We start from the raw sequence: 12,541 nt of genomic DNA on the forward strand, positions 1-12,541 counted from the left end.
CGCGATGAATGCAACGCTGCCGCGCTGCTGCGTGATCACGCCGGAACCGGTGTCCGCGTCGGCAGCCGATTGCGCGGCGTTCGTCGACCGGCTGGCGGCCGTGCTCGCGCGCGGTGAAACGCTCGTGCAACTGCGCGTGAAATCGTTCGACGCGGCCGCGTTCGCGCGGCTCGCCGCCGCGGCGCTCGCGCGCTGCGAAGCGGCAGGCGCGCACCTGATGCTCAACGGCCCGATCGATGCGGCCGGCGTGATGCGGCTCGACGGCGCCGGCTGGCATCTCGACGGCGCGGCATTGCGCGCCGCCACGCAGCGGCCGTTGCCGGCCGGGCGATGGGTGTCGGCCGCATGCCACACACACGACGACCTGCTGCTGGCCGCACGCGCCGGCGCGGATTTCGTCACGCTGTCGCCCGTGTTGCCGACGCTCAGCCATCCCGGCGCGCCAGCGCTCGGCTGGAAACATTTCGGCGCGCTGGCCGCGCAAGCGGCGATGCCCGTCTACGCGCTCGGCGGGATGACGCGCGCACACCTCGGCGATGCGCGCCGCCACGGCGCGTACGGTATCGCGGGTATTCGCGGGTTCTGGTAACTCTGGGCGTATCTGCAGCGCAAGCCGGGCGCTGCTGCGCCCGGCCGTCGGACAATCACGCTCTCACGCTTTCACACGCTCATGCGTTCAGGTTCGGTCGCACGCCGCGCCACGAACCGTCGTCGATGAGACGCGCGTCGTGCGTAAGCGCATACCGGTTGACGTCGCCCGTCAGCCACGCGACGAGCGAATACGGCGGCAATTCCCCTTCATCGACGCGGTCGCGCGCACGCGCCGGCGTCTCGAACACGACCTGCCCTCTCGGCGCATCGAACGGCACCGCATCGGGCGACAGATTCAACGCGATCGTCAACGTCTCGTCGTCGGCGAGCCGCCACGATGCGAGCAGCGCGTCGGCATCGCCGTCGCCGTCCGCCTTCAGCGCATGCGCGTCCTGCGGCCGGCAATCGGACAGCCGCGGCGAGATCAGCTTCGCGCGCACCGCGAGCGCCGACTGCACGAAATGCGCACGATCGGCGTCGCGCGCGGTTTCGTCGAAGATCAGCGGGATCTGCGGCGTGAGCAGCGACAGCGCGAGCGCGGCCAGACCGCCCGCTTGCGCCGGGTCGCCCAGGCCGCTGTCGCGCCACGCGCCATCGGACAACACCAGCGACGTCAACGACAACCCGCTGTCGGCGCCCATGCCTTCGGGCTGGAAGGCCGTGCCGGACGCGGTCAGCGCGCGGGCGAGCGTGTGGATCGACTGGTGCGTGGAAATGCCTTCGTGTGGCGACGTATCGCGCCCCGTCAGCCGGTGCAGCGCGCGTTCGCCGCAACCGTTCCACTGCGCATCGAAATGGGTATCGGCAAGATGCGCCGGATGCCGCTCGCTGCCGAGCACGAGATGGATCAGCCGGTCGGCCGGCACGGCCGCGCGCACGCGGTCCGCGATCTCGCGCAGCCACGACACGCCGATCCGGTCGGCCTCGCGCAGGCGCAGCCCGTCGCAACGGTATTCGTCGATCCAGTACAGCGCGTTGTCGCAGAAGAAATCGCAGACTTCCGGATGATCGAGCGCCAGCGGCGGCGCCTGCAGCGGATCGTCGCGCGTATGGAAGAACGGCGCCGCGTAGTGGCGCAGCGCGTCGGTGCCGCTGCCGAAGCGCGCGTAGTCGAGTTCCAGCAGCACCGCGAGACCGTAGCCGTGCGCGTCGTCGATCAGCGCCTTCAGCGCATCGGGGCCGCCTTCGGCCGCGAGCGGCGCGAACGGCAGGCTGTCGTGCGGCGACGCGAGCAGTTCCAGCGCGGTCACGCCGAGGCGCGCGAGTTGCGGCAGGCGGCGGCGCACACCTTCGAAGCCGCCCACTGCATGCGGGCGAATCGCGTAGAGCGCGATGTCTTCCCACGGGCGCCCGCGCCAGAACGTGTGGCGCCACGTGAACGCGCGCGGATCGACGACCTCGCTCGGGCCGTTGAGCCCTTCGGGTTGCGAGCGCGACGCGGGATCGGGAATCGATACGGCATCGTCGAGGCGATAGCGGTAACGCTCGCCCGCACCGCAATCGGCGAAGACTTCGAACCAGTTCGGGCCTGCCGCCGCCATCGGGACGAAGGTCGGACCGAAGCCGGTATCGAGTTCGAGCTGGACTTGCGTGCTGCCCGGCGCCCACACGCGAAAATGCGTGCGCGGCGTCGCGCAGAGCGCGCCACAGGGCTGTGCGCCGAACGGCAAACAATGAATGTAGTGCTGCGCATACGGATCGTGCGGACAATCGGACATCATGCGCTCCTCGTGCGTGCCGAGCGGCATGGCCGCGCCAGCGGCGCGGCGCATCGGGGCCCGGCATGCGATGGCCAGGCGGGGGGAGAGAAACGAGTATGCGCCGGATTCGCCACCTCGATGCGGCGTGGTTGGACATTTTTAAATACGAATCGACCCCTGGAAAACCGGCGTGCCGGCACGCGCCGAGTCGGGTAGTCGGCATACCGGAATGATCGCTCGCCTTGTTGCGCTAACCGCACACGCTTACGCTCTGCGCCATGCTCGCGGACACGTCGTCCGCACCCGACCCGAGGACCCCGCCATGTCGCTTCCCGCCAGCGCCGCGAAATTCGATCCGGCACGCGCGCACGAATACGCCGAGCAATCCCGCATCGCACTCGCCGGCTACGATGCGTGCCATGAACTCACCGCGTGCATGCTCGCGTCCGCGATCGGCGCCGCCGATGCGCGGATCCTCGTCGCGGGCGCGGGCGGCACCGGGCAGGAGATCTGCGTGTCGGCCGCGCTCGAGCCGGGCTGGCGGTTCACGGCCGTCGACCCGTCCGCGCCGATGCTCGCGCTCGCGCGCTCGAACGTCGAAGCCGCGGGCTTCGGCGCACGCACGACGTTCGTCGAAGACGGCGTCGATGCGCTGCCCGACGCACCTGCGTTCGACGGCGCGACGCTGATCGGCGTGCTGCACCATGTCCCGGGCGACGATGCGAAGGCCGCGCTGCTGCACGCGATCGCGCGGCGCCTGAAGCCCGGCGCGCCGCTCGTGCTCGCCGGCAACCATCGCCGCTACGCGGACCACCCGCGCCTGCTCGACGCGTGGCAGCAGCGCTGGCGCATGAAGGGCGCCACGCCCGACGCCGTGCGCGCGCAACTCGCGAAGATCCTGCAGGGCGCCGATCCGCCGGGGTCCGAGGAAGCCGTTTTCGGCCTGCTGCGCGATGCGGGCTTCGATGCGCCGCTGCGGTTTTTCGCGAGCCTGTTCTGGGGCGCGTGGATCGCGGTGCGGCGCGCATAACGGCTCGAAGCGGCTCGAAACGGCCCGCCACGCGATTCGCGTGCACGCGATGCGCGCTAGGTATGATGTCGTTCCCGCCCCCCTTCCGGCCTCGACATGCTCACCGTCCATCACCTGAACAACTCGCGCTCGCAGCGCGTGCTCTGGCTGCTCGAAGAACTGGATGTGCCGTACGAGATCGTGCGCTACGAGCGCGATCCGAAAACGATGCTCGCGCCACCCGCACTGCGTGCGATCCATCCGCTCGGCAAGTCGCCCGTCGTCACCGACGACGGGCGCACGTTCGCGGAATCGGGCGCGATCATCGAGTACCTGGTGGAACGTTACGGCAACGGTCGCCTCGCGCCGCCGCCCGGCACGCCGGAGCGGCACGACTACACGTACTGGCTGCACTACGCGGAAGGGTCGGCAATGCCGCCGCTGCTGCTCAAGCTCGTCGCGCTGCGGATCGCGCATGCGCCGATGCCGTTCTTCGCGCGGCCGATCGCACGCAAGATCGCCGCGACGCTGCAGTCGGGTTTCGTCGATCCGCAGATCGCGCTGCATCTCGGTTATATCGACGACACGTTGAGCCGCACCGGCTGGTTCGTCGGTGATAGCTTCAGCGCAGCCGACATCCAGATGAGCTTTCCGCTCGAAGCCGCGACCGCGCGCGGGGGCAGCAGCCGGCATCCCGCGATCGCGCGCTTTCTCGATGCGATCCACGCGCGGCCCGCGTACCAGCGGGCACTGGAACGGGGCGGCCCGTACGAACTGCTCAAGTAACCGGCGTCAACTCAGCAATCCCGCCGCGACGTTGATCGACAGCCCGAGCACGGCCATGTTGAAGTAGAACGACAGGATCGACTGCGCGAGCACCGAGCGCCGCGCGGAACGGTTCGTCAGCGACACGTCGGCCGTCTGCGATGCGACCGCGAGCGTGAATGCGAAATACAGGAAATCCCAGTAATCGGGTTCGGGGTGCTGGTCGGGGAAGCGGAGCGCGCGGTCGCTGCTCGGCGAGCCGTAGTAGAGCCGCGCGTAGTGCAGCGTGAAGATCGTCGGGATCAGGAACCATGCGCCGAACAGCGTCGCGCCGGTTACCGCGTAATGGCCGAGCCCCGCGCGAAACCCGACGCCCTTGGCCGTCGCCAGCTCGATCGCGATCGCGGCCACGCTCGCGACCGTCGCGAGGCACACGACGGTCAGCACGGTGGTGGCGTTTTCGTCCTCGCGGATCGCGATTTCGCGCACCTTGTGATGGTGCGCGGTGACCATGCGCACCCACATCAGCGCGAGATACAGCCAGATCGCGCAATCCCAGCCGATCAGCGCACGCACGGTCGGACGCAACGGAAACGGCAGCAGCACCGCGCACAGCAAGCCCGCGACGAACGCCGCGACCATGCGCGGGCGGTTGCGTAATACCTGCGGATAAAACGTCATCGTGAAATTCCGAAAGCGGATGGAAAGGGTTCGGCCGGCGCGCGAGAGGCCCGCTGCGCCGCACCGGCGGGTACCGCCCCCGATTATCGCCATTCCATCGTGACGTGGCGATGGGCGCGAGCGCCTAAGATAAGGGGATGACTGCCACCGCCCCCCTCTGCCGCCATCCCGCGAACACGGCCGGCCGCGACTTCGTCGTGGGCGATCTGCACGGCTGCGTGGACGTGCTGCGCGCGCTGCTGCACGACATCCGCTTCAATCCGGCTCGCGACCGCCTGTTCTCGGTCGGCGATCTCGTCGACCGCGGCCCCGCATCCGAAACCACGCTCGACCTGCTCGACCGCCCGTGGTGCCACGTCGTGCGCGGCAATCACGAGGAAGTCATGAGCCTCGTGTCGCGCGGCAAGCTGTCGCCCGACGCATGGCGCGGGATCGGCGGCGATTGGGGCGCAGACCTGCCGCCGGAACGGCTGCACGCACATGCGGCGCGCGTCGACGCGCTGCCGCTGGTGCGCGTGATCGGCGACGGCACCGGGCGCTTCAACGTGCTGCATGCGGAATTCTTCGGCTCGGACGCCGACCTCGACACGGGCAGCTATTCGCACGACGTGCGCGAGCGGCTGATCTGGGGCCGCGATCTCGTCCAGGGGCTCGCCGATCCCGCGCGGCAGGCTGGGCTGTCGCTGACCTGCACCGGGCATACGCCGGTGCGCGCGCCGCAGCGGATCGGCGCGCAATGGTTCATCGACACGGGCGCGTTCTCGCCGTCCGGGCGGCTCACGCTCGCCGAGCCGCGCACCGGCAGCACGTGGTCGATGACGCAGGCCGAAGCGCGCGAACGCCACGCGGGCGACTGGCCGCTGCCGTAACGTCTTTACGTATTCACACCTTCGCACCTTCGCACCGGCAACGGCATGCGGACGGACGCGCGCGACCTAACCGACCTGGCTCAGCTCGAACACCGCGTCGACGGCCGTGCCGTTCCAGTTGTATTCGAGATAGGCCGCGTGATGGCAGTCGCGCAGCAGCGCGGTGCGGAACGCCGCCAAGCACTCCCCACTCGGATCGCGCACCGACGGATAGACGATTCCCGCGCCGCCGGCATTGCGCACCGCGCGGCCGAGCGCCTGCCCCGCGCTGTAATCGAGCGGATGCAGCAACGCCGGATCGCGCTGCGGCCACGTGCGCACGTCGGCCACGGCGCCCTGCGCGAACACCGTGTAGAGCCGCATCTGCTGGCGCATCGGTGGCTCCCTGGTCGCCGCCATGAACAGCGCGCTGTGATAGCGCGTTTCGGCGATCGCCGTATCGCGCGAGCGGGCGCAGTAGAACACGCCGTAGCTGCCGTCGGAAAAGCGGCTGCCCTGCGGATTCAGGTGCGTGAACGCGGCCATGATCGGCCCCCAGCCCAGCCCGTAGCGGCGCTCGGCGGTCGGCACGAGATCGAGCGTGCCGACTTCGTTGCGGATGCGGTCGTTGGTCAGCGATTCGAGCGCGTAAAGCGCGTCGAAATCGTCCGATGACGCAACGCGGTCGAACAGGTTGATCGCCGGAAAACGGGTGGGGATCACGCGATAGGCAGGTGCCCAGTCGACTGCGGTCGTGGGCCATTGTTGTGATTCGATCGGCATCGTCACGCCCAGCCACCTCGCATCGCGTCGAGATATTGCCGGACCGCGACCAGATCGCCGACGTTGCCGGCCAGCATCCGGTCGAGTGCGCGCTTGCCGCCGAACGGCGCCGCATCGTTGGGCCGCTTGACCCATGCGTCTGCCGCGGCCGGCTGCGGCAGCAGGATCTGCAGCGCCTTGTAGATGCCGAGCAGCAGCGATAGCCGCTCGAGCGTATCGCGCGGCAGGCGCGCCGATGCCGGCGTGGCCTTCCACTTGAAGAACGTCGAACGGCCGGGCGACCCGAGCAGCACGATCTGCTCGTCGATCGTCAGCTCCCAGTCGCGCGCGATGTTGAAAAACGCACGCAGGCCGGCCGCCGACATCTGCGCGACCGAAGCCTGCGGCGGGGCGGAATGCGATTCGTAGGCGGGCTGTGACATGATCGTTAGTCTCGAAATGAATCTACTAACAAGATTAGTCCATTTTCGTATTTTTGCAAGGGTCGACACCCGCCGACCGTCCAGCGGTGGCCGCCCCGCGCATCCGACAAAACGATATTTTTTGTCCATTCTGGACTCTTATTTTATTTTCTGCGTTAATGGCCGTGCGGACCCCGCGTGCAGACGCGGTTCGCGTCCGCGGAACCGTGTCGTACAGAAACCGGAAGCCCCCCGCCAAGGAACGCACATGAAGAGACTGATTGCCGCTGTTTCGATCGCCCTGCTCGCGGTATCCGCAGGCCCCGCCGTCGCGAAGGACTGGAGCACGATCCGGTTCGGCACCGATGCCAGCTACGCGCCGTTCGAGTCGAAGGCGCCCGACGGCAAGCTCGTCGGTTTCGACATCGACCTCGGCAACGAGATCTGCGCGCGCCTGAAGGCGAAGTGCGTGTGGCTCGAGAACGATTTCGACGGGATGATTCCCGCGCTGAAGGCGAAGAAGTTCGACGCGGTGCTGTCGTCGATGTCGATCACGCCGCAGCGCGCGCAGCAGATCGGCTTCACGACGAAGATCTACAACCAGCCGACGCGGCTCGTCGTGAAGAAGGGTTCGCCGCTGCTGCCGACGGCCGAATCGCTGAAGGGCAAGTCGATCGGCGTCGAGCAGGGCACGACGCAGGAGACGTATGCGAAGGCGTACTGGGGCAAGCAAGGTGCGAACGTCGTGTCGTACCAGAACCAGGACGGCGTGTATGCGGACCTGACCTCGGGCCGCCTCGACGCGGCGCTTCAGGATGAAGTACAGGCGGCGATCGGGTTCCTGAAATCGCCGCGTGGCGCGAACTACACGTTCGTCGGGCCCGAACTCGTCGACGAGAAGGTGCTCGGCATCGGCGCCGGCATCGGGCTGCGCCAGGAGGACACGGACCTGAAGGCGAAGATCGACCGCGCGATCGTCGACATGGTCAAGGACGGCACCTACAAGCGGCTCGCATCGAAGTACTTCGACTTCGACATCTACGGCGGCTGAAACGGCGTCGCGCGCGTACGGGCACACCACCCGTCGCGCGCGTCCGACCGCCCTCCCCTCACCACCGGACGGCAACGGCATTGCGCCGTTCGCCGTCACATCGAATGCTTCATCCGCCGCGTGCATCGCGCGACGTTCCATACATCATTCGGATTGCAGATCAATCACTCACGGGAGCGACGGGCCATGCATCCGGATGGCGTGCGACTTCGTTCAGTAGGCGAAGACCGGGCGTCGAGGTATCGGCGCCCGTGCGCACATGCCCTTGCGAATCGGGTTCGCGTGCAGGAAAGTGCCGACCCGGCGCGGATGACCGGCAATCAGCCGGATCCGCCTCGCACCGGGCGCGGAGAGATGGCCTGTCGATGCATGCCGGCCCGCTGCGAGAGCGAGGTTCGACCGGCGATGCGCCGAATCACTGCGATCGCGGCCTGCCGGCAGCGGCGTGTGATGATCGATCATTTTTCTACCCCGTTTTCAGTCTGATGTTGTATCGGCAACCGGACGATGCCGGTGCTCCGACGATCAGGCGACGACGGTCCGTGCTCGCCGGAACGCAACTGCTGTGCCGCGTTCCGCCGCCGCATCCCCGCGGACTGCATCCTGGCCGGTATTGACAGGGTTCGCTGCCGGACCGGACAGACCTCGCGTTGTCGACTTTCGCATGCCCTCATTCGCAAGGAGCGGGCCAGCTTCGCGCGAGCCCGTCCGGACAAGGGGTTGGCCGGTCCGGGCGGCAGCCGGAACGGGCGCGGAATGCCGGAAGTTGCGAAACTGAAACATGCGATGCGCGGCGTGCGTCGGCCGCGTGGCGGCCAAGCCTTGCCGGATAAGGCTGAACAATGGACCACGGAATTTTTACCGACGGGCGTCCAGCCGATCGGCCCGATTCGCCGCGCAAATTCGCCCGGCTGCCCAGACGAAATGTTTCATGCGCTTTACATGCGGTCGGCAGCCCGGGGGATGCAGGTCGTCCGCGAGAGGGAATGGCGTGTGCCGGGACGGCCGATCGCGCGGCTATACTGCGACACCGACCCGCGCCCCGCGACACCACCCTGCCCGCAAGACCGCCCTCGATGATCCGCACCGCCTATGTCGCCGAACGCACCAGACTGATCCGCTTCGGCGTGTCGGGCCTCGGCTCGACCGCGCTGCATGCGCTGATCGCGGCGGCGATGTTCGCGCTGTTCGACGCAACGCCCGTGATCGCGAACGCGACGGCGTTCGCCTGCTCGACCACGTTCTCGTATCTCGCCAACACGCTGTGGAGTTTTTCGTCGCCCGTGACGTGGGGCAACTTCGTGCGTTTTCTCGCCGTCGCGCTGGCCGGCCTCGTCGTGACGATGCTGCTCGCGCACGGCACCGAGACGCTCAGGCTTGCGCGCGCATGGAGCGTCGTCGCGGTCGTGCTGTGCGTGCCGCCCGTCACGTTCGTGCTGCACCGGCTCTGGACCTATCGCTGAACCGGTTCACGCGCGCATCGTGCGCCGCTCAACCGACCCGCTGATGCCCCGTGTCGCCGGACGGCGCGCCGTCATGCCCGCCGTTGTCGCCGTTGTTGTCGTGATCGTTGAGCCCGTGCTCGATCATCATCCGGTAGAGCGTCACGCGCGAGATACCGAGTTCGGCGGCGGCCTTGTTGATCCGGTGATCGTTGCGCAGCAGCGCGTTCTCGATCGCGGTGCGCTCGGCGAGCGCCCTCGCCTGTTCGAGCGTCACGGGTTCGGTTTCGCCGGGCGTGTCGAGCCCGAGATCGTGCGGCGTCAGCAGCCGGCTCTCGGCCATCACGATCGCGCGCCGCACGCGGTTGATCAGCTCGCGCACATTGCCGGGCCATTCATAGCGCCGCATCGCGTCGAGCGCGGCCGACGTGAAACCGCTGATCTTGCGGCCGCTGTCGGCCTTGTATTTCTGCAGCACGTAGTGCGCGAGGATGTCGATGTCCTTGCCGCGCGCGCGCAGCGGCGGCTCGTGAATACGCAGCACGCACAGGCGGTGATACAGATCCGCGCGGAAGCGCCCGGCCTCGACCGCGCCGTCGAGATCCACGTGCGTCGCGGAAATGATCCGCACGTCGACCGCGATCGATTCCTGCCCGCCAAGCCGCTCGATCTTCCCTTCCTGCAGGAAACGAAGCAGGCTCGCCTGGCTTTCGACCGGCATGTCGCCGATTTCGTCGAGAAACAGCGTGCCGCCGTTCGCCGACTCGATCCGGCCCGCGCGCCGCTGGTTCGCGCCGGTGAACGCACCGCGCTCGTAGCCGAACAGTTCCGACTGCAGCAGGTGATGCGGAATCGCGCCGCAATTGATCGCGACGAACGGCCCCTTGCCGCGGCTGGAACGCTCGTGAATCGCGAGCGACGTCAGTTCCTTGCCGGTGCCCGACTCGCCCGAGATGAACACGCTGGCGTCGGTCTTCGCGACCTTGCGGATCGTGCTGAACAGCTGCTGCATCGCCTCGCAGTTGCCGATCATCCCGTGTTCGCCGATCGACGCCGCATAGGCCGCGCCGTCGACGCGATCGAGCGCGGCCATCCCGCGCGCATGGCCGAGCACATGCGAAATCCATTCGTAGGGCAGCGGCAGCGTCACGTAATCGAAACAATAGCTGCGAATCAGTTCGCGCACGGCGGGCGTGATCGTGATGCCGGCCTGCGCGATGGAGATCCAGCCGATCGCCGGCTGGCTCAGGCACGCCTTCAGCGCCGGATATTCGCGCGACGTGAACCCGGTGAAATCGACCAGCCCGGCGGCCACGCTCACGCCGGAAGTCATGTTCTGCGCGGCGCCGGCGGTCTTTGCGACCGCAATCTCCCAGCCAAGCTCGCGCAGTTGCGCAAGCAACGGCTCGTCGGGCGAACGCATGATCACGAACAGCTTGCGTCCGGCTTCGGGAGCGGTGACGGACACATGCGTCAGCTCGGGCGCCGCATGCCCGTTTGCGTCGGGTGACCTTGCAACCATCGTTGTTCCCCGCTTGGCGTTGGTATCGCGCATCGGCTCGCCGCCGCGTGCGACGACCTCGATAGAACCGACATATTGGCCGCATTTCCGTCCGAATAAAATCCCCCTGCGCATGAATCGCGCCGGGGTGGACACTGTCATGAACGGTATATCGATACGGCAGGCGTGCGGCTAGATGGGTGTTATCCCGGTGGCGGGCGCGGCGCGAACTCGGGAAAGACGGGCAACCTGCCCGCAAAGCCGCGCCGGTGCTGGCGCGCCGCGCGCGCATGCGATCCGGCGGACGCAAAAGTGCTGCGCCGGGGAGCGCCCGCGCGGCCAGTCGACCGGGCAGGCGTATACCCGCGCTACCGGTTCCGATTGACTTCGGTCAATCGTCAGAGGAAGTCGGTTGATGCACGAACGCAACAGGCGCGATCCGGCACCGCGCATCGCGGCGCGGCGGATGCGTCACCGGCCCGACGCGAGCGGCACCGGTACGTTCGCGCGGCCGCGGCCGGCCGGCGTGCCGTCGTGTTCGCCATACGTGGCGGCGAGCGCGTCGACCCGCGCGAGATGGTGGCGGTTGTCGTGATCCCACGGATGGAAGCTCGGCCGGAAAAAGCTCAGCCATTCGCCCGCGATGCGCGGAAACAGCCCGCGGCGCGGCCCGTACAGGAACGCGAGCATCCGCAGCATGCCGCGCACGTGATGCCCGGCGCCGCGATCGCGCCACAGCAGCGTCACGTGCATCAGGAACACGGTGGGCCAGAACGTCAGCGTCGTCAGCAGATACACGCCGATACGGATCAGATAACGGCGCGGCCCCGGCTTCATCGCGGCATTCCAGACGTCGAACGACACGGCCTTGTGCTCGGTTTCCTCGAGCGCGTGCCAGATCCACATCTGGCGGTAGCCTTCGACCGAGCCTTCGAGGCGCGTCGGGTCGCGCAGCAGCCAGTCGGCGAGCATCGCCGTGTAGTGCTCCGCCGCGACCGTATGCGCGAGCTGCACCGAATGCGGCAGCTTGCGCTTCATGAAGCCGAGCACCGCCCACACGCGCTTGTCGAGCTTGCGCGCGGGCAGGTGGTTCGCCTGCATCAGCTCGTTGTATTCGACGTGCTCGCGCGTATGCATCGCTTCCTGGCCGATGAAGCCGAGCACCTGCTGCTTCAGCACGGGATCGTCGATCCGGTCGCGGTAATTGCGCACCGAATCCATGAAGAAGCGCTCGCCGGCCGGAAACAGCAGCGACAGCGCGTTGAAGAAATGGGTCACGTGCGACCCGAGGCCATGCCAGTCCTTCGCGCGTTCGACCGGCAGGTCGAAGCGCAGGTCGCGGCGCACCGGCATGATCCCGGCTGCGGTGGCGGAAGCGGCTGACTTCATGTTGATCGTTCTCCTTGTTCCGGAGCGGCCCGGCGCGTCATCCGACACGGCCGGCGCGGGCCCCGGCGGCGCGTCGCGCACCGCCAAAATCTTGACATCGACAGATGTAAAGATAGGCCGCCCGCGCCGGCGCGCGCAAGCCGCGCGGTAGATGCGCGCTTCCAAACAGGGCACGGTCGAAACGGTGGAAAAAACGGCGCTCGAACGGCGCCCGGACGCGCCGCGATTCGAACGCGCGCACCGGCTGGCGAGCGATGCGCGGCGGTCGGCACGGCGCCCCGCCGTCGCCGCGAAAGCCCGGTGCGGCGGGCGTTTCGCGGCATCCAGAGGCGACATGCGGCACGCGGCTGGCCGCCCCGGTAGCACCGATTCATACACGC

Annotated in this window: 12 protein-coding genes; 6 read left to right on the forward strand and 6 right to left on the reverse strand. The window is 68.0% G+C overall.

Annotation, left to right across the window (positions count from 1 at the left end):
* Positions 1-4 precede the first annotated feature (4 nt).
* Complete coding sequence (locus H3H55_RS27690) at positions 5-589, forward strand: thiamine phosphate synthase (RefSeq protein ID WP_193101013.1); 585 nt, start codon at positions 5-7, stop codon at positions 587-589.
* A 79-nt stretch (positions 590-668) separates the two neighbouring features.
* Here the strand turns inward: H3H55_RS27690 and H3H55_RS27695 are convergent, their stop codons facing one another.
* Entirely contained in the window at positions 669-2,309 is a 1,641-nt protein-coding gene (locus tag H3H55_RS27695) for a DUF3459 domain-containing protein (protein WP_193102183.1), read from the reverse strand.
* A 304-nt stretch (positions 2,310-2,613) separates the two neighbouring features.
* Here H3H55_RS27695 and H3H55_RS27700 point away from each other — a divergent pair, with 304 nt between their 5' ends.
* A complete protein-coding gene (locus H3H55_RS27700) occupies positions 2,614-3,321 on the forward strand; it encodes a class I SAM-dependent methyltransferase (protein WP_129516845.1) in 708 nt (235 codons plus the stop codon).
* Positions 3,322-3,417: 96 nt separating this feature from the next.
* Positions 3,418-4,086, forward strand: a complete 669-nt coding sequence (locus H3H55_RS27705) for a glutathione S-transferase (protein WP_193101014.1) — start codon at positions 3,418-3,420, stop codon at positions 4,084-4,086.
* A 6-nt stretch (positions 4,087-4,092) separates the two neighbouring features.
* Here the strand turns inward: H3H55_RS27705 and H3H55_RS27710 are convergent, their stop codons facing one another.
* Complete coding sequence (locus tag H3H55_RS27710; RefSeq protein WP_048250208.1) at positions 4,093-4,746, reverse strand: DUF1345 domain-containing protein; 654 nt, start codon at positions 4,744-4,746, stop codon at positions 4,093-4,095.
* Between the two features lie 137 nt (positions 4,747-4,883).
* Here H3H55_RS27710 and H3H55_RS27715 point away from each other — a divergent pair, with 137 nt between their 5' ends.
* A complete protein-coding gene (locus H3H55_RS27715) occupies positions 4,884-5,615 on the forward strand; it encodes a metallophosphoesterase (protein WP_193101015.1) in 732 nt (243 codons plus the stop codon).
* A 66-nt stretch (positions 5,616-5,681) separates the two neighbouring features.
* Here H3H55_RS27715 and H3H55_RS27720 read toward each other — a convergent pair whose 3' ends face one another.
* A complete protein-coding gene (locus H3H55_RS27720; RefSeq protein ID WP_193101016.1) occupies positions 5,682-6,377 on the reverse strand; it encodes an RES family NAD+ phosphorylase in 696 nt (231 codons plus the stop codon).
* A 2-nt stretch (positions 6,378-6,379) separates the two neighbouring features.
* A complete protein-coding gene (locus H3H55_RS27725) occupies positions 6,380-6,799 on the reverse strand; it encodes an MbcA/ParS/Xre antitoxin family protein (protein ID WP_048250205.1) in 420 nt (139 codons plus the stop codon).
* Between the two features lie 247 nt (positions 6,800-7,046).
* On the opposite strand from H3H55_RS27725, the gene H3H55_RS27730 reads away from it, so the two are divergent.
* A complete protein-coding gene (locus H3H55_RS27730) occupies positions 7,047-7,829 on the forward strand; it encodes an ABC transporter substrate-binding protein (protein WP_048250204.1) in 783 nt (260 codons plus the stop codon).
* Positions 7,830-8,905: 1,076 nt separating this feature from the next.
* Positions 8,906-9,292 (forward strand): GtrA family protein, encoded by a 387-nt coding sequence (locus H3H55_RS27735; RefSeq protein WP_193101017.1) that lies wholly within the window; start codon positions 8,906-8,908, stop codon positions 9,290-9,292.
* Between the two features lie 28 nt (positions 9,293-9,320).
* Here the strand turns inward: H3H55_RS27735 and H3H55_RS27740 are convergent, their stop codons facing one another.
* Together H3H55_RS27740 and H3H55_RS27745 are read right to left on the reverse strand one after the other, a co-directional pair.
* Positions 9,321-10,793 (reverse strand): sigma-54 dependent transcriptional regulator, encoded by a 1,473-nt coding sequence (locus H3H55_RS27740; protein ID WP_193101018.1) that lies wholly within the window; start codon positions 10,791-10,793, stop codon positions 9,321-9,323.
* Positions 10,794-11,243: 450 nt separating this feature from the next.
* A complete protein-coding gene (locus tag H3H55_RS27745; RefSeq protein WP_193101019.1) occupies positions 11,244-12,161 on the reverse strand; it encodes a metal-dependent hydrolase in 918 nt (305 codons plus the stop codon).
* Positions 12,162-12,541: the final 380 nt, after the last annotated feature.

Origin of the sequence: Burkholderia sp. Z1 (genome assembly GCF_014893795.1) — a bacterium.
GTDB lineage: Bacteria > Pseudomonadota > Gammaproteobacteria > Burkholderiales > Burkholderiaceae > Burkholderia > Burkholderia theae.